General features: G+C 71.0%; 22 protein-coding genes and 2 riboswitches. Of the genes, 11 read left to right on the forward strand and 11 right to left on the reverse strand.

The features are described 5' to 3' along the window. Window positions 1–375 precede the first annotated feature (375 nt). The gene (locus AB0C03_RS30790; protein WP_357640701.1) at window positions 376–522 is read left to right on the forward strand and encodes a hypothetical protein; all 147 of its coding nucleotides are present in this window, start codon (window positions 376–378) and stop codon (window positions 520–522) included. A gap of 79 nt (window positions 523–601) precedes the next feature. On the opposite strand, the gene AB0C03_RS30795 is transcribed toward AB0C03_RS30790, so the two are convergent. The 3 genes from AB0C03_RS30795 to AB0C03_RS30805 are packed head-to-tail and all read right to left on the reverse strand — an operon-like array spanning window position 602 to window position 2,150. Further along, the gene (locus tag AB0C03_RS30795) at window positions 602–1,189 is read right to left on the reverse strand and encodes a histidine phosphatase family protein (RefSeq protein ID WP_357640705.1); all 588 of its coding nucleotides are present in this window, start codon (window positions 1,187–1,189) and stop codon (window positions 602–604) included. Continuing rightward, on the reverse strand, window positions 1,186–1,956 hold the full coding sequence (locus AB0C03_RS30800) for a CbtA family protein (RefSeq protein WP_357640707.1): 771 nt from the start codon (window positions 1,954–1,956) through the stop codon (window positions 1,186–1,188). The genes AB0C03_RS30795 and AB0C03_RS30800 overlap by 4 nt, the downstream gene beginning before the upstream one ends. After that, window positions 1,947–2,150: a CbtB domain-containing protein gene (locus tag AB0C03_RS30805; RefSeq protein ID WP_030336294.1), complete on the reverse strand. Its 204-nt coding sequence runs from the start codon at window positions 2,148–2,150 to the stop codon at window positions 1,947–1,949. The genes AB0C03_RS30800 and AB0C03_RS30805 overlap by 10 nt, the downstream gene beginning before the upstream one ends. Before the next feature lie 58 nt (window positions 2,151–2,208). Continuing rightward, window positions 2,209–2,281, reverse strand: a riboswitch (cobalamin riboswitch). A gap of 318 nt (window positions 2,282–2,599) precedes the next feature. Between AB0C03_RS30805 and AB0C03_RS30810 the strand changes: the two genes are divergently transcribed. The 5 genes from AB0C03_RS30810 to AB0C03_RS30830 all read left to right on the forward strand — a co-directional run bounded on the left by AB0C03_RS30810 (window position 2,600) and on the right by AB0C03_RS30830 (window position 7,732). Further along, entirely contained in the window at window positions 2,600–3,478 is an 879-nt protein-coding gene (locus tag AB0C03_RS30810) for an amidohydrolase family protein (RefSeq protein ID WP_357640710.1), read from the forward strand. Window positions 3,479–3,797: 319 nt separating this feature from the next. After that, entirely contained in the window at window positions 3,798–4,805 is a 1,008-nt protein-coding gene (locus tag AB0C03_RS30815) for an ABC transporter permease (protein ID WP_030336298.1), read from the forward strand. A 40-nt stretch (window positions 4,806–4,845) separates the two neighbouring features. Continuing rightward, on the forward strand, window positions 4,846–5,898 hold the full coding sequence (locus tag AB0C03_RS30820; protein WP_210861238.1) for an ABC transporter substrate-binding protein: 1,053 nt from the start codon (window positions 4,846–4,848) through the stop codon (window positions 5,896–5,898). Next, a complete protein-coding gene (locus AB0C03_RS30825; RefSeq protein ID WP_247681274.1) occupies window positions 5,898–6,716 on the forward strand; it encodes an ATP-binding cassette domain-containing protein in 819 nt (272 codons plus the stop codon). The genes AB0C03_RS30820 and AB0C03_RS30825 overlap by 1 nt, the downstream gene beginning before the upstream one ends. After that, window positions 6,713–7,732 (forward strand): aldo/keto reductase, encoded by a 1,020-nt coding sequence (locus AB0C03_RS30830; RefSeq protein ID WP_309140690.1) that lies wholly within the window; start codon window positions 6,713–6,715, stop codon window positions 7,730–7,732. The genes AB0C03_RS30825 and AB0C03_RS30830 overlap by 4 nt, the downstream gene beginning before the upstream one ends. A 4-nt stretch (window positions 7,733–7,736) precedes the next feature. Here the strand turns inward: AB0C03_RS30830 and AB0C03_RS30835 are convergent, their stop codons facing one another. Together AB0C03_RS30835 and AB0C03_RS30840 are read right to left on the reverse strand one after the other, a co-directional pair. Continuing rightward, window positions 7,737–8,459, reverse strand: coding sequence for a FadR/GntR family transcriptional regulator (locus AB0C03_RS30835; RefSeq protein WP_030336306.1), 723 nt, complete (start codon window positions 8,457–8,459; stop codon window positions 7,737–7,739). Window positions 8,460–8,466: 7 nt separating this feature from the next. Beyond that, window positions 8,467–9,861, reverse strand: coding sequence for an enolase C-terminal domain-like protein (locus AB0C03_RS30840; RefSeq protein WP_030336307.1), 1,395 nt, complete (start codon window positions 9,859–9,861; stop codon window positions 8,467–8,469). Between the two features lie 287 nt (window positions 9,862–10,148). Beyond that, window positions 10,149–10,365, forward strand: a riboswitch (cobalamin riboswitch). 193 nt (window positions 10,366–10,558) lie between these two features. Between AB0C03_RS30840 and AB0C03_RS30845 the strand changes: the two genes are divergently transcribed. Next, window positions 10,559–12,877, forward strand: a complete 2,319-nt coding sequence (locus AB0C03_RS30845; RefSeq protein WP_357640827.1) for a ribonucleoside-diphosphate reductase subunit alpha — start codon at window positions 10,559–10,561, stop codon at window positions 12,875–12,877. A 41-nt stretch (window positions 12,878–12,918) separates the two neighbouring features. Beyond that, window positions 12,919–13,914, forward strand: coding sequence for a ribonucleotide-diphosphate reductase subunit beta (locus tag AB0C03_RS30850; RefSeq protein ID WP_357640829.1), 996 nt, complete (start codon window positions 12,919–12,921; stop codon window positions 13,912–13,914). On the opposite strand, the gene AB0C03_RS30855 is transcribed toward AB0C03_RS30850, so the two are convergent. Then, window positions 13,911–14,825 (reverse strand): MerR family transcriptional regulator, encoded by a 915-nt coding sequence (locus tag AB0C03_RS30855; protein WP_210857555.1) that lies wholly within the window; start codon window positions 14,823–14,825, stop codon window positions 13,911–13,913. The genes AB0C03_RS30850 and AB0C03_RS30855 overlap by 4 nt on opposite strands. A 118-nt stretch (window positions 14,826–14,943) precedes the next feature. On the opposite strand from AB0C03_RS30855, the gene eno reads away from it, so the two are divergent. Continuing rightward, entirely contained in the window at window positions 14,944–16,209 is a 1,266-nt protein-coding gene (gene eno / locus AB0C03_RS30860; RefSeq protein ID WP_210857554.1) for a phosphopyruvate hydratase, read from the forward strand. A gap of 11 nt (window positions 16,210–16,220) precedes the next feature. Here the strand turns inward: eno and AB0C03_RS30865 are convergent, their stop codons facing one another. Genes AB0C03_RS30865 through AB0C03_RS30875 form a run of 3 tightly spaced genes read right to left on the reverse strand, consistent with a single transcriptional unit; the run spans window position 16,221 to window position 17,706 of the window. Next, the gene (locus AB0C03_RS30865) at window positions 16,221–16,565 is read right to left on the reverse strand and encodes a TraR/DksA family transcriptional regulator (protein ID WP_030336317.1); all 345 of its coding nucleotides are present in this window, start codon (window positions 16,563–16,565) and stop codon (window positions 16,221–16,223) included. Between the two features lie 18 nt (window positions 16,566–16,583). Next, window positions 16,584–16,721, reverse strand: a complete 138-nt coding sequence (locus AB0C03_RS30870; RefSeq protein WP_167337341.1) for a hypothetical protein — start codon at window positions 16,719–16,721, stop codon at window positions 16,584–16,586. Window positions 16,722–16,758: 37 nt separating this feature from the next. Continuing rightward, window positions 16,759–17,706, reverse strand: coding sequence for an ion transporter (locus tag AB0C03_RS30875; RefSeq protein WP_030336319.1), 948 nt, complete (start codon window positions 17,704–17,706; stop codon window positions 16,759–16,761). 181 nt (window positions 17,707–17,887) lie between these two features. Between AB0C03_RS30875 and AB0C03_RS30880 the strand changes: the two genes are divergently transcribed. Further along, window positions 17,888–18,586 carry a TetR/AcrR family transcriptional regulator gene (locus AB0C03_RS30880; protein ID WP_030336321.1) on the forward strand — a complete coding sequence of 233 codons (699 nt, stop codon included), beginning with the start codon at window positions 17,888–17,890 and terminating at the stop codon, window positions 18,584–18,586. Window positions 18,587–18,591: 5 nt separating this feature from the next. On the opposite strand, the gene AB0C03_RS30885 is transcribed toward AB0C03_RS30880, so the two are convergent. Together AB0C03_RS30885 and AB0C03_RS30890 are read right to left on the reverse strand one after the other, a co-directional pair. After that, on the reverse strand, window positions 18,592–19,053 hold the full coding sequence (locus AB0C03_RS30885; protein WP_030336323.1) for a GNAT family N-acetyltransferase: 462 nt from the start codon (window positions 19,051–19,053) through the stop codon (window positions 18,592–18,594). A gap of 176 nt (window positions 19,054–19,229) precedes the next feature. After that, complete coding sequence (locus tag AB0C03_RS30890; RefSeq protein ID WP_030336324.1) at window positions 19,230–20,087, reverse strand: SDR family oxidoreductase; 858 nt, start codon at window positions 20,085–20,087, stop codon at window positions 19,230–19,232. Window positions 20,088–20,173: 86 nt separating this feature from the next. Between AB0C03_RS30890 and AB0C03_RS30895 the strand changes: the two genes are divergently transcribed. Further along, window positions 20,174–20,578, forward strand: a complete 405-nt coding sequence (locus AB0C03_RS30895) for a winged helix-turn-helix transcriptional regulator (RefSeq protein ID WP_030336326.1) — start codon at window positions 20,174–20,176, stop codon at window positions 20,576–20,578.

A 20,578-nucleotide genomic window follows, 5' to 3' on the forward strand; every position in this document is an offset into this window, starting at 1 on the left:
GTGGTCCCCCCACCGGACCGTCCGGCCTGAGCGCTCGCCGGGGCGGGGGGGGGCGCCCCCCCCCCCCCCCCCCCGGGGGCCCGGGGGGGGGGCGCCCCCCCCCCCCCCCCCCCCCCACCCCACTGTCAGCGTCGTCTGTCATGGTCGATCACGCGCTGCTCGCCTCGGAACGCGACGCCGATGTCTTCGGGCTCGACGAGTCGCGGGTGCTGCGCCGCTACCGCCGGGGCGGGGAGACCGCCCCGGAGGCGGAGGTGATGGCGTACGTCGCGACGGCCGGTTACCCGGTGCCCTTGGCTGGCAGGTGCTGCTCTCCATGGTGCTCACCGGCGCGGGCATCGGCCTGGCGTTCGCCGCGATGTCCAACGCTTCTGGGTGTGCGCGGGCGTCGCCGTCCTGGGCGTCTTCGCGGCACTCGCTCTGCCGTCGGCGCGTCGCCGCCACGAACAGGCCGTCGCCGCCGGTGTCGACGATCTTCCGCCCGAGCCGGTCGAACTGCACCTGCCGCGCCGGCACCAGTAAACAGTTGGCTGACAGTCGACTGACCCCCGCAGGCCGTGTCCACCTTCTGGTGGGCACGGCCCGCGCGGTTGCCGTCGGCTCACGCTGCCGGCGCGGCCAGTCGGAGTTGCCAGCGGGTGCCCTGGCTGGTGAGCCGGACGATCGCCAGCGGCTCCACGTCCACCTGCCGGTAGGCGGCCGTCGGCAGGCCGAGGGCGTGCACCACCGCGACCCGGATCACCAGCGGGTGGGTGACGGCGACGATGCGTCGACCGACGTCGCGCTGCCCGTCCAGCCAACGACCGACCCGGTCCCGCACCGCCGTGACGGACTCGCCGCCGTGCGGCGCGCTGTCCGGTGCGGACAGCCAGTCGCGCAGCGCCCGCTGCCGCGTGCCGGCGATCTCCTCGAGCGAACGGCCGGACCAGTCGCCGTAGTCACAGTCGGCCAACGCCGCCTCGATCGTCGGCAGCAGACCGAGGGCGTCGGCGGTCTGCCGGGCCGCCGCCGCCGGGCTGGACAGGCAGGTGTCGGTCACGCCGAGGTGCCCACGCCGCTCCGGGCCGACCTGGGCGAGAGCGGCCCGCAGGCCGCCCTCGTCCAGGCCTTCGTCGGCGCCGCCGAAGCGGGCGCGGCGCAGCGCGGCGGTGTGACCGTGGGCGACCAGCCGAAGGCTGGTCGCCCTCACGTGCCCGGCAGCGCGGTGGCGGCCCGGCGACGCCGCTCGTGGTGCATCAGGGCCGCGAAGAGCAGGCCGATGCCGGTCCAGAGCACGACCTGGGTGCCGAGCGAGGCCAACCGGAAGTTCCACAGCAGGGTCGCGGGGAAGGTCGACGGAACCTCCTCGAAGGACGGCATCACCACGTACGCCACTGCCGTGACCAGCAGGAATCCACCCACTGCCGCAGCGGCGCGCAGCCACGGCGGGGCCTGCGCGCCGACCGACCGGTAGCCCAGCGAGCCGGCCCACACGGCCACCAGGCCGAGCACCACCATCAACAGGTAGGTGACGGTCCGTTGGTTGATGGTGGCCGGGTCGCCGACCGCCGGTGGGTTCGCCGGGTACTTGAGGAACGGCACGATCACCACACCGAGCAGCGCCGCGCTGGCCAGCAGCAGACCCGACCGCCCGTCGTCCTCGGCGCGCCGCCGACGGGACAGCAGAACGTACGCCGTGGCCAGCAGGCCACCCATCGCGGCCCCGAACAGGCCGGTGGCCAGGAACAGACCGCCGCGCTGACCCGTCCGGCTGACCAGGGCTTCCCCGTGATCGTGGGCACCCGCCGCGGGCTCGGCGTGCGTCGCGGCCTCCTCGATCGCGATGGCCGCCTCGACGTGTGGCTCGCCGGCCACGTACGCGAACCCCCCGGCGAGCAGGCCGGCGATCAGACCGGCGAGCAGCCCGCGGACGAGGACGGCGAGGAACGGGGGAGTGGTGGTGGGGGTCAGTGGCACGGGACGCCCAGCAGGTGCCGGCCGTCGTGCATCAGCTCGTGCAGGTACGTCCCGCTGCGCGACACCGCTCCCTGGTCGAAGGCGACGAGGTAGGTCAGCAGGGCGAGCACGACAACGGTTGCCAGGGCCGTCCACAGCAGACGGGTACTGCCGGCGGGGTGCACCACCGGCTGGCTGGACGCGGAGCTGGACATGAATACACGAACCTCCCCGGGGATGACGCGTCCCCATCGCAAGGCTGCGGACGACCGAGCGTCCTGGCTCGCGGCCCCCGTCGGGGAACCGCTCACAGTGGCGCGACCGCGCCGGATTCACACCGGCTTCCCTCGCGTCGCCGCAGATAGTGGCTCGACGGTATCGGTGCGGCCTCGGACGGTCAACCCGGACCCCGGGCACCGACGACGTCCGCACACCGTGGTGTCGGTGGGTCCGAGAGGTAGCGGCGGGCAGCGGGATTCGTCAGACCAAAAGACGACAGTGTCGGGAGCCGGCCGCGCCGCGCGTTCCGCCATCTATGAACAGTCTGTTACCGCTAACATGGTCAACCTGCCAGATCGGTGGTGTCTCCGGGTTGACCCGGTGGGGTTCGATCAGTGGCTGGGGCGGGGTGTGGGGTGGACGTGACGGCGCCGGGACGGGTCCGATGACGACGGGCGGGCTCGCGCGACAACCCGGCATCGTCGACGCGCACCACCACCTCTGGGTCCGGGCGCGGCACCCGCAGCAGTGGATCGATCCGCACACCATGGCCGCTATCGACGGCGACTTCACGCCGGTCGAACTCGCCCCGGCGGCCCGGGCCGCCGGGGTGACGCAGACAGTGGTCGTGCAGTCCGTCGCCGTCCGGTCGGAGACTCCCGAGCTGCTCGGCATCGCGGCCGACGACCCCCTCGTCGCCGGGGTCGTCGGCTGGGTCGACCTTCCCGCTGCCGACGTCGGTCGTCGCCTCGACCGGCTACGCCGGGCGCGCGGCGGTGAACGGCTGGTCGGCATCCGCCACCTGGTCCAGTCCGAACCCGACCCGACCTATCTCGACCGTCCCGAGGTGCGGCGGGGTGTCGCCGCGGTCGGTGCCGCCGGTCTCGCGTTCGACCTCCTGGTGCGTCCGCACCAGCTGCCGGCGGCCACCCGGCTCGTCCGCGACCTGCCGCAGGTGCGGTTCGTCCTCGACCACCTCGGCAAGCCCTCGCTCGGGCGGGCCGACCTCGGTGACTGGCGCCGCGACCTGCGGTCGCTGGCGGCCGAGCCCAACACGACGGCGAAGCTCTCCGGCCTGGTGACCGAGGTGGAGGGTGGTTCCTGGACGGCCGCCGACCTGCGGCCCGCCGTCGAGCACGCTCTCGACGTGTTCGGGCCGGACCGGCTGATGTTCGGCTCGGACTGGCCGGTGTGCCTGCTCGTCACCTCGTACGTCCGCTGGGTCGCGGTCCTCGGCGACCTGTTGGCCCCGCTGTCCGACGACGAGCGGGCGGCGATCTGGCAGTGGACCGCCTCCCGGGTGTACCGGTTGCCCCCGTCCTGAGCGGGCAGTGGCCGCCGAGCTGGCGACATAGTGTGTTATCGATAACATGCTAACGGCGGCGGCCGATATCCGGTGGTCTGATGTATGCCTCCGGTGGTGCAGGTAACGATGGCAAAACATGCCCGTAAGACCTTGGCAACATACGTGAATGCGTGGCAAGGTAACGCCTGATCGTGGGAAACATCCGACCTATCTCTGAGGTCGTGCGGGCGCCTGGCCGCACTGACAGCTGAGCGGGTTGGTCGCTCACAGGCGTTCGGCTCGTCGGCGGGGTCCTCGTCGGGTGCTGGCGCCACGCTTGGGGAGGTCAGGTCCGACGATGAGTAGCGTCGAGGCAACCGCCGGCACGCAGCGCGGCGAGCTCAGCGACTGGTTTCGCGAACGCATTTCCCACGCCGTCTCCGAGTTCACCGCCGCCACCGCGTTGGTCGTCCTGTTCATCGCCCTGACCTTCGCGAGCCCCTACTTCCTGACTGCTGACAACCTCTTCAACATCGGGGCGCAGACGGCGGTGATCGCCATCATCGCCACGGCCCAGACGATGGTCATCATCACGAAGGGCATCGACCTGTCCGTCGGGTCGGTCGCCGCGCTCGCCGGCGTGGTGGGCGCGATGGTCGTGCGTGACCTCGGCTTCTCGATCTGGGCGGCCACGGCGGTCGCGATCGGCGTCGGCGCGCTGGCCGGGCTGTTGAACGGGCTGCTGGTGACGGTGGCCCGGATCCCGCCGTTCATCGCGACGTTGGGAACGATGTCCGTGGGCCGCGGCCTCGTCTTCATCATCACCGGAGCGGTCGGCGTCTACGGCCTGCCCCGATCCTTCCAACTGCTCGGCAACGGGGAGATCCTCGGGATTCCGTTCGCCGTGGTGATCACCATCCTGGTCGCGGTCGGGGTCGCCTTCCTGCTCTCCCAGACCCGCTTCGGTCAGTACACGTACGCGATGGGCTCCAATCTGGAGGCGGCCCGCCGCTCCGGCATCCGGGTGGGGCGGCAGCTGACCGGGGTGTACGTGCTGGCGGGTGTGCTGGTCGGGCTGGGCGGCATGATCGCCGCGTCCCGGGTCAACTCCGGCCAGCCCAACTACGGCATCTCGCTGGAGCTCGACGTCATCGCCGCCGCGGTCATCGGCGGAGCCAGCCTGTTCGGCGGGCAGGGCCGGATCGTCGGGACCATCATCGGCGCGTTCCTCATCGCCCTGGTCCGCAACGGCGCCGTCCTGCTCGACATCAGCATCCACTACCAGCAGGTGATCGTCGGTCTGATCATCTGGGCCGCCGTCTACTTCGACCAGTACCGCCGCCGGCGGCTGGAATCACGGGGTTGACATGCCATTCCGAGAGTCCGAACGAGGAAGGACACACACCATGGCACACACCACCACCAGCCGGCGGACGCGAGGACCACTCCTGCGCGCGCAGGCGATCCTGGCCGTGGCCGCGGCGACCGCTCTGCTCAGCGCCTGCGGCGGGGTCGAGGTCCGCGACGGCGGTGACGGCGCGACCACTGACGCGAGCGGCCCCTTGAAGCTCGCCGTCGTACCCAAGGCGGTCGGGGCCGACTACTGGAACACCGTCAAGGCGGGCGCGGAGTGCGCCGCGCAGCGCGCGGGGGACGTCACCGTCCAGTGGGACGGGGTGACCACCGAGACCGACGTTGAGGGCCAGGTCAACCTGATCCAGAACTTCGTCACCAAGAAGGTCGACGGCATCGTCTACGCGGCGACCGACTCCAGCGCGCTGGCACCGGTGACCGACAAGGCGCTCGCCGCCAACATCCCGGTCACCATGATCGACTCCGGCACCAGCCCGCAACCGCCGAGTGTGCCCCTCTTCGCCACCGACAACCGGGCGTCGGCCACCGAGGCGGCGAAGCTGCTCGCCACCGAACTCGGCCCCGGCAACCACGAGGTGGCGCTCGTCGAGTTCCAGCCCGGGTCGCAGACCAACACCGAGCGGGTCGACGGCTTCAAGGCCGGCCTGGCCCAGTACCCCAACCTGAAGCTGGTCGGCCAGCAGCCGAGCAAGAGCGACGTCAACGAGGCCCGCCGGGTCACCGAGAACATCCTCACCGCCAACCCCAAACTGGCTGGCGTCTTCGCCGCCAACGAGCCGAGCGTGCTCGGCGCCGCGCAGGCCATCCAGGCGGCCGGCAAGTCCGGCAAGGTGGTCATCATCGGCTGGGACGCGGCCCCGGACGAGATCGCCGGGGTGCGCAACGGCCAGATCTCGGCGCTGGTCGTGCAGAACCCGTTCAAGATGGGCTACTTCGGCGTCGACAAGATGGTCAAGCACCTCCGGGACAAGGCGCCGCTGGCGTCGGCCGACACCGGCGTCACGTTCGTCACCAAGGAGAACATCGACTCGGCGGAGATCAAGGCGGTGCTCGAGCCCAGCTGCGCCAACCCGCCGGTGCAGTGATGGGAGGCATTCCCACGGCCACCGCCGACAACGCCCAGCAACCCACCGACGAGGAACCGCCGGTCCTCGAGGCCCGCGGCATCGTCAAGCGGTTCGGGCACGTCGAGGCGTTGCGGGGGGCCGACTTCACCGTCCGCCGGGGCGAGGTCGTCGCGTTGATCGGTGACAACGGTGCCGGAAAGAGCACCCTGATCAAGACCCTGTCCGGTGTGCATCCGCCGGACGAGGGCGAGATCCTGATCGGCGGCCGTCCGGTCCGGTTCTCCACCCCGGTCGATGCCCGCCGGGCCGGGGTGGAGACCGTCTACCAGGATCTCGCCGTCGCCGACGACCTGAGCGTGGCCGCCAACCTGTATCTCGGCCGGGAGATCCTGCGCTCCGGGCCGCTCGGTCGGCTCGGCCTGCTGGACAAGCGCGCCATGCGGCAGGGTGCCGCCGCCGCCCTCGACGAACTGGGCGTACGGATTCCCCGGGTGACCACCCCGATCGCCATGCTCTCCGGTGGGCAGCGGCAGTGCGTGGCGGTCGCCCGCGCCATCATCTGGGCGACCAACGTGGTCATCCTCGACGAGCCCACCGCGGCGCTGGGCGTGGTCCAGACCGGGCGGGTGCTCGACGTGGTCCGGCGGGCCCGCGACGCCGGCATGTCGGTGGTGCTGGTGAGCCACAACATGCCGCAGGTGCTCGACATCGCCGACCGTGTCGAGGTGCTGCGCCTCGGTCAGCGGGCCGCCCAGCTGCGCGCCGACGAGGTCACCACCGACGACCTGGTCGCGGCGATGACCGGCAGCACCAGTGTGGATCGGCGTGAGCGGTGACGGCGGCCGTGCGCCGGGGTGCGCGCGGTCGCACCCGTTGGGCGGGCTGGGCCGCCGGCGGGTCGCCGCCGCGGCTGAGCCCGCTGGGCTTCGGTGCCGCGCAGGGCGGCAACCTGTACCGGGCGACGTCGGATGAGCAGTTCGCCGCCGCAGTGGACACCGCCTGGGCGGGCGGCATCCGGTACTTCGACACCGCGCCGCACTACGGGCTGGGCCTGTCGGAGCGGCGGTTGGGTGCCGCCCTGCGCTCCCGCCCGCGCGACGAGTACGTGGTGTCGACGAAGGTCGGCCGGCTGCTCGTGCCGTCACCGGAGGCGGCACACCGACCGGACCCGGAGGGTTTCGACGTTCCCGCCGATCATCGCCGGGTCTGGGACTTCAGCCGCGACGGCGTGCGCCGTTCGTTGGAGGCGAGCCTTCGGCGCACCGGCCTGGACCGGATCGACGTGGTGTACCTGCATGATCCGGACGAGCACTGGAAGCAGGCCGCGTACGAGGCGGTTCCGGCGTTGGTGGAGCTGCGCGAGCAGGGCGTGATCGGTGCCGTCGGTGCCGGCATGAACCAGTCCGCGATGCTGGCCCGGTTCGTGGCGGAGACCGACGTGGACGTGGTGATGTGCGCCGGCCGGTACACGCTGCTGGAGCAGGGCGCGTTGACCGACCTGCTGCCCGCCGCGCAGGAACGCCACGTCGCTGTGGTGGTCGCCGGGGTCTACAACTCCGGGTTGCTGGCCCGGGACATGCCGCCGACCGACGCCGTCTACGACTACCGGCAGGCGCCGGCGGAGGTGATCGACCAGGCCCGCCGGATAGCGCGGGTCTGCCAGGCGTACGGCGTCACGTTGCCCCAGGCGGCGTTGGCGTTCGTCCGTCGCCACCCGGCCGTGGTGTCGACGGTGGTCGGCATGCGTGACGAGGCCCAGGTGACCGAGACCCTGCGCCGAGCCGACGTCGACGTCCCCGATCAGCTCTGGGCGGCCCTGTACGACGAAGGGCTGCTCGACGTGCAGTCGTGAGCGGTCACGAGCGGGCCGTCTCGATGTTCGCGTCGGCGTCGTCGGGCAACCCCTGCAACGACTCCTCCACACCGATCAGGTGGTTGGCCATCCGGGTGCGGGCCCGCTCCGGGTCGCGCGCCACGAGGGCCTTCAGGATCGCCACATGTTCGTCGTGGGTCCGCAGGTCCGCGCCCTCCTCGTGCAGGCTGCGCCAGAGCCGGCCGCGGATGGTGCGCCCGGCGAAGGCCTCGATCAGGCCGACGAGCACCGGATTCTCGGCGTGCACCGCGATGATCCGGTGGAAGGCGATGTCGATCTCCATGATCCGCTCGTGGTCCTGCGGCGACTGGCCGACCAGCCGGGCCGCCTCGTCGAGCAGGTCCCCCGCCTGAGCCAACGCCTCGTCGGTGATCCTGGTGGCCGCCAACCGGGCGGCCTCGCACTCCAGCAGTCGCCGGACGGTGTGGATGTGCCGCGGGTCGCCCTGGCCCTGGAAGTCGACCACGAAACCCATCGGGGCCAGCAGTTGCGGGGCGTCGAGGTTGGTGACGTAGGTGCCGTCGCCCTGGCGGATGTTGACGATGCCGAGGATCGACAGCGCGGACATCCCCTCGCGCAGCGAGCCCCGTGAGACGCCGAGCGACTCGGCGAGGTCCTTCTCGACGGGCAGCCGGTCACCGGGCCTGAACTGCCCTTCGAGGATCATCCGTTTGATGCCGTTGACCACTTCGTCTGTGCGAGACATGCTTCCCCTAGCGGCCGACGGGGGTGGCCTGTCCACCCGCGATCACGTACGCCTCCGGAGATGACACGGTAGTCGGGTCTGCCGCGGCCCAGTAGTGGCCGTCGGGAAACCGGTAGAGCGTGACCGACTCCTGACGCATCCGGGTGGAGTAGCCGGGCTGGCTGGGCAGGACGTATCCGCTTCCCGAGCCGGTGTCACGGATGATGCACGGGTCGGTGAAGTGTTCGTGCAGGTGGTCGACGAACTCGGTGACCCGGTTGGTGAGATCCCCCGAGATCGCCACGTAGTCGAGCACCGAGACGTGTTGGACCATCTCGCACAGCCCGACTCCGCCGGCGTGGGGGCACACCGGGATGTCGAACTTCGCGGCGAGCAGCAGCACGGCGACGATCTCGTTGATGCTGGCCAACCTGCCGGTGTCGAGCTGGCAGAAGTCGATGGCCTCGGCCTGGAACAGCTGCTTGAACATCACCCGGTTGTGGCAGTGCTCGCCGGTGGCCACGCCGATCGGAGCGACGGCACGGCGGACGGCGGCGTGGCCGAGGATGTCGTCGGGGCTGGTCGGCTCCTCGATCCAGAGCGGCTTGAACCGGGCGAGGGCGCTGACCCACTCGATGGCCTGGCCGACATCCCACACCTGGTTGGCGTCGATCATCAGGTTGCGGTCCGGGCCGAGGATCTCCCGGGCGATCGCGCAGCGGCGGATGTCGTCGTCGAGGTTGGCGCCGACCTTGAGCTTGACGTAGCCGTAGCCGCTGTCCACCGCCTCCTGGCACAGCCGGCGCAGCTTGTCGTCGCCGTAGCCGAGCCAGCCCGCCGAGGTGGTGTAGGCGGGGTAGCCGGTCCGGTCGAGTTCGGCGAGGCGGGCGGCCTTCGTGCTCTCCTTGGCGCGCAGGATGGCCAGCGCCTCGTCCCGGGTCAGGGCGTCGGAGAGGTAGCGCAGGTCCGCGATGTCGACGAGTTGCTCGGGGGACATGTCGACGAGCAGTCGCCACAGTGGCTTGTCGGCGACCCGGGCGGCCAGGTCCCACGACGCGTTCAGCACGGCCGCCAGCGACAGGTGGACGACGCCCTTCTCGGGGCCGAGCCAGCGCAGCTGCGAGTCGGAGGTCAGGAGGCGGTAGACAGCGCCCATGTCCGCCGCCATCGTCGCCACGTCCAGGCCCACGAGGCGCTGTGCCTGGTGGACCGCCGCCGCCGCGACGATGTCGTTGCCACGGCCGATGGTGAAGGTCAGCCCGTGCCCCGCGAGCGGCGCGCCCGCGCCGTCGACGCCGTCGGTGTGCAGCACGACGTAGGCCGCCGAGTAGTCGCCGTCCTTGTTCATGGCGTCTGACCCGTCAGCGGTCAGGGAGGTGGGGAAGCGGACGTCCTCGACGGTGACGGCAGTGATCTGCGGCATGCGCTCCTCGCCCGGCTAGGCTAAAGATCAGATGATCACTGGGAGTATACGGACGGCTCGTTGAGCGCGTCAACGTTGTCGATCACTAGGGACACCCAGACATATGATGTTTGTGTCGGCTGTCGACCCACTGGCCACTGTCGACACCGGCGCGGAGAATCGTGCCTCCGTTGCCGGCGCCCTCCGGCGCGGCGCGCGCGGCCCGGGTGGTGACGGTGGTCACCGCGCTGGCCGCCGACACGCCCGAAACCGACATGTGGGGTGTGACAACGGCTCCGTCCCTATATATGGTGTCGAGCGCAGCTGGTTCGGCCGCTCATCCGGCGCGGTCGAGGCAACAGGGAACCCGGTGGAAATCCGGGACTGTCCCGCAGCGGTGAGTGGGAACGACCGCCGTCATCAGCACTGGGCCACCCATCGGCCTGGGAAGCGACGGCCACTAGGAGACCGGCGAGCCCGGTCGTGCCCGCGAGTCCGAAGACCTGCCAGCGCGCCGCGTACCCGAACCCGGGTGCGCGGCGGTCCGAGGCCGCGTGGGACGGCTGACGCCACCTGATCCCACGCCGCGCCGGCGTGGCGTCCGTCGGTGTCTGTCTCCTCGCGTCCGGGCCACCAGGTCTCGAACTCCGAGGAGCGAGTGGTGACAGTCACCCAGGTAGTCCCGGCCGGCGCCGACACGCCCGCGCGGCGGACGCCCATGCGGGTCCGCAAGCGCGACGGCGCGACCGAACCCGTGGACGTGAACAAGATCGTCCGGGCGGTGGAGCGGTGGGCCGACGACCTGACCGACGTCGACCCGATGCGGGTGGCCACCCGCACCATCAGCGGCCTCTACGACGGCGCCACCACCGCCGAACTGGACCGGCTCTCCATCCAGACCGCCGCTGAGATGATCGGTGAGGAGCCGCAGTACTCCCGCCTCGCCGCGCGGCTGCTGGCCGGCTACGTCGACAAGGAGGTACGCCGGCAGGGCATCACCTCGTTCAGCGCGGCGATCCGGGTCGGCCACGCCGAGGGTCTGATCGGTGACGACACCGCCGCGTTCGTCGCCGCACACGCCACGACCCTCGATGCCGCCGTCGACCCGGACGGCGACCGCCGGTTCGAGTACTTCGGCCTGCGCACCGTGTACGACAGGTACCTGCTGCGCCACCCCACCAGCCGACTGGTGCTGGAGACCCCGCAGTACTGGCTGCTGCGGGTGGCCTGCGGCCTGTCCCGTACGGCGGACGAGGCGGTCGGCTTCTACCGACTGATGTCCAGCCTGGCCTACCTGCCCAGCTCACCGACCCTGTTCAACTCCGGGACCCGGCACACCCAGATGTCCTCCTGCTATCTGGTCGACTCCCCGCTCGACGAGTTGGACTCGATCTACGCCCGGTACGCCCAGGTCGCCAACCTGTCCAAGTTCGCCGGTGGCATCGGCATCGCGTACTCCCGGGTCCGCTCCCGCGGCGCGCTGATCCGGGGCACCAACGGGCAGTCCAACGGGATCGTGCCGTGGCTGCGCACCCTGGACGCGAGCGTGGCGGCGGTCAACCAGGGCGGCCGGCGCAAGGGCGCGGCCTGCGTCTACCTGGAGCCGTGGCACCCGGACATCGAGGAGTTCCTGCACCTGCGGGACAACACCGGCGAGGATGCCCGGCGCACCCACAACCTGAACCTGGCCAACTGGATCCCGGACGAGTTCATGCGCCGGGTCGAGGCCGACGAGATGTGGTCGCTGTTCGACCCGCACGAGGTGCCCGAGCTGCCCGACCTGTGGGGGGAGCGGTTCGACGCCGCGTACCGGGAGGCCGAGGCGCAGGGCCGGTACGTGCGGCAGGTCCCGGCGCGGGAGCTGTACGGCACGATGATGCGCACCCTGGCCCAGACCGGCAACGGCTGGATGACCTTCAAGGACGCGTCGAACCGGCTGTGCAACCAGACCGCCGAGCCGGGCAACGTGGTGCACCTGTCCAACCTCTGCACCGAGATCGTCGAGGTGTCCAGCGACGCCGAGACCGCCGTGTGCAACCTGGGCTCGGTGAACCTCGCCGCCCACCTCGGCGACGGCGGCATCGACTGGGAGCGGCTGCGCGCCACGGTGCGGACCGCGGTGACCTTCCTCGACCGGGTCATCGACATCAACTACTACCCGACCGCGCAGGCGGCGGCGAGCAACCCCCGCTGGCGGCCGGTCGGGCTCGGGCTGATGGGCCTGCAGGACGTCTTCTTCGCACTGCGGCTGCCCTTCGACTCGCCGGCCGCCCGGGAGCTGTCCACCCGGATCAGCGAGGAGCTGTACCTGACCGCGCTGGAGACCTCCGCCGACCTGGCCCGCGACTTCGGCGCGCACCCGGCGTACCCGCAGACCCGGGCCGCGCGGGGCCAGCTCCAGCCCGACCTGTGGGGTGTCGAGGGTACGCAGACGGCCCGCTGGGATGCCCTGCGCGAGCGGGTCGAGGCGCACGGGCTGCGTAACTCGCTGCTGGTGGCGGTCGCGCCGACCGCGACCATCGCCTCGATCGCCGGGTGCTACGAGTGCATCGAGCCGCAGGTGTCCAACCTGTTCAAGCGCGAAACCCTGTCGGGGGAGTTCCTTCAGGTCAACACCGCTCTGGTACGCGAGCTGAAGGCCCGCGGTCTGTGGACCGAGCGGATCCGTTCGGCGATCAAGCGGGCCGAGGGGTCGGTGCAGGACATCGCCGAGCTGCCGGCCGGCGTACGGGAGTTGTTCCGCACCGCGTGGGAGCTGCCGCAGCGGGCGTTGATCGACCTGGCCGCCGCCCGCGCCCCGTTCATCGACCAGTCCCAGTCGCTGAACCTGTTCCTGGCCGCACCGACCATCGGCAAGCTCTCCTCGATGTACCTGTACGCCTGGAAGGCCGGCCTGAAGACCACGTACTACCTGCGCTCGCGCCCCGCCACCCGGATCCAGCAGGCCACCGTCGGCGCTGTCTCGCCCGTCGCCGTCGACGCGGAGGCGTTGGCCTGCTCGCTGGAGAACCCCGAGTCGTGCGAGGCCTGCCAGTGAACCCCGCCGACGCCACCACCACCGACACGAGGACCACGCACATGCTGCTCGACCCCGGGATGGACCTCACCCTGCGCCCGATGCGCTACCCGCACTTCTTCGACCGGTTCCGCGACGCCATCCGCAACACCTGGACCGTGGAGGAGGTCGACCTGCACGCCGACCTCGCCGACCTGGACAAACTGTCGCCGGCCGAACGGCACCTGGTCAGCCGCCTGGTGGCGTTCTTCGCCACCGGCGACACGATCGTCGCCAACAACCTGGTGCTCAACCTCTACCAGCACGTCAACAGCCCCGAGGGCCGCCTCTACCTGTCCCGGCAGCTGTTCGAGGAGGCGGTGCACGTCCAGTTCTACCTCAACCTGCTCGACACGTACGTGCCCGACGAGACCGAACGTTTCGAGGCCTTCGCGGCGATCGAGAACATCCCCTCGATCCGGCGCAAGGCCGAGTTCTGCTTCCGCTGGATCGACTCGCTGGGCGACCTGCGGGAGCTGCGGACCCGCGACGACCGGCGGACGTTCCTGCTGAACCTGATCTGCTTCGCCGCCTGCATCGAAGGGTTGTTCTTCTACGGCGCGTTCGCCTACGTCTACTTCCTGCGCTCGCGCGGCCTGTTGCACGGCCTCGCCTCCGGCACCAACTGGGTGTTCCGCGACGAGTCCATGCACATGGCGTTCGCGTTCGACGTCGTCGACACCGTCCGTGCCGAGGAGCCGGACCTGTTCGACGACGACCTCGCCGACCAGGTCCGGCAGATGCTCACCGAGGCCGTCGAGTGTGAGGTGCAGTTCGCCGAGGACCTGTTGGGTCGCGGCGTGCCCGGTCTGACCCTGGCCGACATGCGGGAGTATCTCCAGCACGTCGCCGACCGCCGCCTCGCCCAGCTCGGCATCCCGGCGCACTACGGGTCGAGCAACCCGTTCGGGTTCATGGAGTTGCAGGACGTCCAGGAGCTGTCCAACTTCTTCGAGCGGCGGGTGTCGGCGTACCAGGTCGGGGTGAGCGGCACCGTCGCCTTCGACGACGATTTCTAGGCGGCAACCGATCCGGGGGCCTGGCGTCGCTTGGTGAGCCACCGCATCACGTGCAGGGGGTGCGACGCCGGGTCCTGGATCGGGTGGAAGACGTGTTCGACAACGCCGTCGGCAATGATCAACGTCAGCCGCTCGTAGAGTGTCATGTCGCCAGCGGTACGGGTCGGCAGGCGCAGCGCGGCGGCCAGGGTCAGCCTCGGGTCGGGGATCAGCGGGTAGGGCAGCCGCAGCCGGTGCGCGAGTTCCCGCTGGTAGCCGGTCGACTGGGCGGACAGTCCGTACACCCGGGCGGCGCCGGCGGCGCGCAGCTCCGCGTGGTGGTCGCGGAACCAGGCGGCCTGCTCGGTGCTGCCCCGGGCGCCGTGGATCTCCAACAGCCCGTTGGGCAGGTCGACGCCCGGTCGCCCGGTCAGCGGGTAGACGAAGATGACGGTGCGTCCGGCGCCGAGCGCGCCAAGGTCGACCGGGCGGCCGTCGGTGCCGTAGAAGGACAGCTGTGGCATCGTGGCGCCGACCAGCCCGGTGGGGTCGGCGCCCTCCACCTGACTGCCGGGTACGACCTGGGTCGCGGCGGCGTCGAGGCGCGCGTCCAACGCGTCGCGCTGGGCGGTCAACCTGCCGATCCGTTCCTGCAGGTTGGTGATGGTGCTGCGGTACGTGGCCACCGCCGCCGCGCACACGTCGGTGTCGTCGGCACCCCCGGCGATCGACTCGACGAACGGGCGGGTCTCCTCGACGGTCAGGCCGAGCGCCATCAGCTCGCGGATCTGGGCGACCAGCCGCACCGCGATCGGGTCGTACTCCCGGTAGCCGTTGCTCAACCGCCGGGGCACGACCAGCCCGGCCGACTCGTAGTACCGCAGTGCCCGGACCGTGGTTCCGGTCCGTCGTGCCAACTCACCCACCCGCATCCCGCGACCCTAAACCCGCACCCCGGGGTACGGGTCAACGTGTCCATCGTCGCGGTGTCAGGGCCGCCGTTTCCTGCCAGTCTGGCGGTGAAACAGCAGCTTGAGCAGGGAGTGTGTGATGACGGCAATCAGTCGGGTGCGGGGTCGGCAGATCCTCGACAGCAGGGGCAACCCGACGGTGGAGGCCGACGTGGTCCTCGCCGACGGGTCGACCGGCCGGGCCGCCGTGCCGTCCGGCGCGTCGACGGGGGCCAACGAGGCGGTCGAGCGGCGCGACGGGGACCTGACGCGTTTTCACGGCAAGGGGGTCAGCGCGGCCGTCGCCGCTGTCAACGGGGAGATCGCCGACGCGGTGCGCGGGTTCGACGCGGAGGACCAGGCCCTGATCGACGAGACGATGATCGACCTCGACGGTTCCAAGGACAAGGGCCGACTGGGCGCCAACGCGATCCTGGCGGTGTCCCTGGCGACCGCGAAGGCGGCGGCGTCGGCCCACCGGCAGCCGCTCTACCGCTACGTCGGTGGGGTCGGCGCCCGCCTGCTGCCGGTGCCGATGATGAACATCATCAACGGTGGCGCGCACGCCGACAATCCGCTCGACTTCCAGGAGTTCATGATCGCCCCGGTCGGTGCGCGGACCTTCGCCGAGGCGGTGCGGATGGGATCGGAGGTCTTCCACACCCTCAGGGCGTCCCTGGCCGCGGCCGGGCACAACACCAACGTCGGCGACGAGGGTGGCTTCGCGCCGAACGTCACGGACGCCGACGAGGCACTGCGGTTCGTGCTACGCGCCATCGAGGACACCGGTTACCAGCCCGGATCCGACGTGCTGATCTGCCTCGACCCGGCCAGCTCGGAGTTCTTCCACGACGGCGTCTACGACTACGTCGGCGAGGGACGTCAGCGCACCGTCGACGAGCACATCGACTACCTGCTGGACCTGATCTCCCGGTACCCGATCAGCTCGGTCGAGGACCCGATGGCCGAGGACGACATCGCCGGCTGGCAGCGGCTGACGGCGGCGGCGGGGGAGCGCGTGCAGTTGGTCGGCGACGACGTGTTCTGCACCGACGTCGACCGGCTGCGCGACGGGATCGACGGCGGTTACGCCAACGCGATCCTGGTCAAGGTCAACCAGATCGGCACGCTCACCGAGACCCTGGCGACGGTGGACGCCGCCCACAAGGCCGGGTACCGGGTGGTGATGTCGCACCGCTCCGGCGAGACCGAGGACACCACCATCGCCGACCTGGCCGTCGGCGTCGGTTGCGGGCAGATCAAGACCGGTTCCCTGTCGCGCTCGGACCGCACCGCCAAGTACAACCAGCTCATCCGCATCGAGGAGGAGCTCGGCGACCGCGCCCGCTACGCCGGCGGCCGCTGACGGCGGTGCGACTACCGTCGACTGGCGCACACCACACAGGTACGCGCTGACGGGCGGGCGGCGAGACGCTCGGCGGGAATGGGACGCAGACACCGTTCGCACACCCCGTAGCTGCCGTCGTCCACCCGTCGCAGCGCGACGTCCAGCTCGGCCAGGCGTCGGCGGGTGGCGTCCAGGACGGCGATGAGCTGCGCGCGTTCGAAGGCGATCGTGGTGCCCTCGGGGTCGTGTTCGTCGTCGGCGTTGGACGACCGGGACGCCTCGAAGAGGCTCCGCAGGTCGCCCTCCAGGGCGGTGGCCTGAGCCTCGGTCTGCGCGCGCAGCCGTTGCAGTTCCTCACGCGGGTCACTGGTCATCGCCGTTCCACGGTACTGCTACATGACGTTGCGGGTGTGCAGCGCGGAGAGCGCCGCCGCCTCGTCGGGCCGGAAACCCAGCCGGACGAGGCGGCGCTGGCGGCCCTGGTCCATGGCGTGTTGCAGACCCCGCACCCGGTCGAAGCCGGCGGACACGTCGTCCGGATGCCACCCACCCGCCGCGAGCGTCGGATCACCGTCCGGTGCGGGCGTTGTCCCGGTGCGGTCGGCTGTGCCCGTCGTCCCGGTCGATGCGCAGCTCACGTTCCAATTCGGTGATGACCGCCCGTAGGTCGTCCAGCCGTTGGGTGAGCGCGATCCGGTCCACCTCATCCGGTACGCCGTCGCCGTCCTCGTCGTACCCGGGCGCCAGTCGCTCGGTCATCTCCAACCGGCGGGCCTCCTCCATCGAGTTGACGATGACCGCGATGAGGATGTTGAGCAGCAGGTTGACGGTGATGACCACGTAGCTGACGTAGTAGAGCAGCGTCCATGGTGAGATCGCCATGCCCTGCTCGATGAGGTCCGGAAGCGTCTCCAGCGACAACAGCACGAACAACGTCAGCAGCGATCGGCCGATGTCGCCGTACTCCTCCGGATACCGGTTGCCGAAGATCAGCCAGCCGGCCATGCCGTACACGTAGAGCGTCACCACGGCCAGGGCGAGGAACCCGGTGACACCCGGCAGGCTGCGCCACAGCGCGGAGACGATGGTCCGCAGGCCCGGCGAGAACCGCACCAGGCGGACCATGCGGGCGACCCGCACGACCCGCAGCAGCGCCGGGTCGCCGTGCAGGCCCGGGATGAAGATCGCGGCGATCACCACGAAGTCGAAGACGTTCCAGCCGTGCCGGAAGAAGTCCTGCGGGCGCTTGCCGTACGCGGCCAGCCGGATGGCGATCTCGACGACGAAGACGGCCCGGAAGAGCACCTCCAGCCAGTGCAGCGCGGCGCCCGCCGGGCTCAGGTTGTCGTAGGTCTCCAGGCCGAGAACGATGCCGTTGGCGAGGATGACCACGACGATGGCGATCTCGAAGGGGCGGGACCGGGCGAGTCGGTCGCAACGGTCGGCCCAACCCGGCTGGTGCCGCTGTGGGGTGGCCGGTCCACCCCGTGGGGCGGGCACGGGTGCGTCGCTCACCAGGTGGCCGGCTCGATCGGGCGCGCCGAGCAGGTGGCCCACCTCCGGCCGTCGTCATGGCGGTGCCGATGGTGTGCGGGCATGCCCACCAGCCTAGCCAAGATCAATGACAGTGGTCGACCACGCCGCCTCGCGGCGACGACCCGACTGGCGAACGGCGGTTGCCGTTTAGTGTGGATCGGTGAGTGACGTACCGCCGCGCGTCGGCGACGGCGACCCCGACCGGCAGCCGATCTGGAGCAGGCCCGAACGGGGCAGCCGTGGCCCCGCTCCGGCGCGCAGCCGGGACAGCATCGTCGCCGCCGCCATCGCGCTGGCCGACGCCGAAGGGCTGGCCGCGGTGTCGATGCGCGCCGTGGCCGCCGCGCTCGGCACCGGCGCCGGCTCCCTCTACCGCTACCTGTCGTCCCGCGACGACCTGCTGGACCTGATGACCGACCGGGCGGTGCGGGAGTTGCGCCCGTACCCGCGGGTGGAGGGCGACTGGTTGGCGACGATGGTGCTGTTGGGACGCCGGCAGTTGGCGCTGTTCGGCGCCCACCCGTGGTTGCTCGACGTGTTCCACCGGCCGTCCGGCATCGGCCCGGAGACCCTGGCCTGGTTCGACAACTGCATCGAAGTCCTGGAACCCGTGCGCTGCCCGGTGGCCGCCAAGTTCGAGGCCATCGCGATGATGACCGGCGTGGCCAGCCTCTTCGCCCGTCAGGAGTCCGCCGCCGGGGCGTTCAGCTTCGCCGGGGTGGACCTGGCGGCGTACCCGCACCTGGTCGCGGCGTTCGGTCAGCCCTCCGGGCCGACGCCCCGGGCGGACCTCGTCGAGCGGACCCTGCGCGGTCTGCTGACCGGCCTGCTGCTCGCCGAGCCGACCGAGGCGGGGTGACCGGGTCACGCAGCGGTGGTGAGGTACCGGCGGTAGCCGAGGGCGGACTGCGTGAAACCGACTGACGCGTAGAACTGGTGGGCGTCGGTGCGCGCGGCGTTCGACACCAGTTGGACCTTGTAGCAGCCGGCCGCCGTCGCGTCGTCGAGCGCCGCCAGCACGAGGGCCCGGGCGACGCCACGACGGCGCCATCCGGGCGCGACCACCACGTTCTCCACCACCATGTACGGTCGCGCGCCGTGGGTGAGGTTGGGGGCGACGAGGGTGTCCAGGGTCCCCACGAAGGTGTCCCCGGCGACGGCCAGCAGGAGGCGGCGGCCAGCCTGCGCGTGCAGGTCGCGCCAGGCGCTGGCCAGCCGGGAGGAGTCCGGCCGCGGGTCGCCGGGGGCGAGCTGCCACAGCACGTCGAAGACCCGCTCGGGGTCGTCCTGCTCGACGGCGGCGCGGACGACGACGTCGCCGCTCACCGGACCGACCCACAACGGTCCAGGTTGGACAGCGCGGGATCCCGGCGTGGCGACCCGGCGTGTCGGCGGACCCGGTCATTGACGTGCCTGAGCATGCCGCCGAGGATACCCGGGCAGCAGCTGCCCGGGTGGCGACGGCGACCGGGCCCCGCCGCCCTCCTCGCTGCTGAACCCCGTCAGCCCCGCGCGGCCCGGATGGCGTCGCGCAGCGGAGTGCTCGGCCGGCCGAGTAGCCGGCTGAGGTCGTCGCTGTCGGTCGCCAACTCGCCGTCGGCGATCGACTGGTCGAGCGCGGCGACGAACCCGGCGGTGCCGGCGTCCAGGCCGACGTTCTCCAGGGCCGAGGCCAGCTCGGCCGCGGACATGTCCTGGTGCACGACGGTGGTGCCGGTCACCTCGGTGACGGCGTCGGCCAGTTCGTCGAACGTGAACGCGGCACCGCCCAGTTCGTAGACGGCGTTGCCGTCCTGCTCCCCGGTCAGCGCCGCCACGGCGGCCCCCGCGTAGTCGGCCCGGGTCGCGGCGGAGATCTTGCTGCCGCCGCTGGCGCCGAGGATCGTGCCGGAGCCCAGGTACTGCGGCAGCTGGTCGGTGTAGTTCTCGGTGTACCAGCCGTTGCGCAGCACTGTGTAGGTCAGCCCGGACGCGGCGAGGACCTCCTCGGTGGCCTTGTGCTCCGGGGCGAGCGGGTTCGCTGTGGTGTCGGCCTTCAGGATGCTGGTGTAGACGAGACGCTCCACACCGGCGAGCTTGGCCGCGTCGATGACCGCCGTGTGCTGCGCGACGCGCTGACCGGGAGCGTCGCCGGAGATGAGCAGCAGACGGCGTACGCCGGCCACGGCGCCGGGCAGCGTCGACGGGTCGTCGTAGTTGGCAGTGCGGATCTCGACGCCCCGCGCGGCCAGAGCGGCGGCCTTCTCCGGGCTGCGGACGATGGCGGCGATCTCGGCGGCGGGTACGCGGCTGTCGAGCAGTTGCTCGATCACCAGGCGGCCCAGTCGGCCGGTGGCGCCGGTGACGGCGTAGGTGGGCATGCGAACCTCCGAGGCTGGTGGCTTACCTGCAAGCACTTACTAATCTATAGCACTTATCATAGGTAAGCGTAGGTTAGGCTGGTGAGGTGAGCGACAGGCCGGCCCAGGACCCGGCGGGGCCTACCCAGGAATTCGTCAGCGATGTCTTCGCGCGGGGCTGCACCTCCCGTGCCGCCTTCGAGGACGTCACCTCGAAGTGGGCCTCGCTGGCCCTGTTGGCGCTCGGCGAGGGCCGCTACCGGTTCAACGCGCTGCGGCGACGCATCGACGGGGTCAGCGAGCGGATGCTCTCCCAGACCCTGCAGACCCTCGAACGCGACGGAATGCTCACCCGCGAGGTGCTCACCGCGATCCCACCGCGGGTCGAATACTCGTTGACCCCCCTCGGTGCCCGGGTCGCCGAGCAACTTCGTGGCCTCGCCGACCTGCTGGAGGCCTCGGTGCCCGAGTTGCAGACCGCCCGCGACAGAAACGACCGCGACCGAGGCTGA

Source organism: Micromonospora parva (assembly GCF_040649675.1).
In the GTDB taxonomy this organism is placed as follows: domain Bacteria; phylum Actinomycetota; class Actinomycetes; order Mycobacteriales; family Micromonosporaceae; genus Micromonospora; species Micromonospora parva.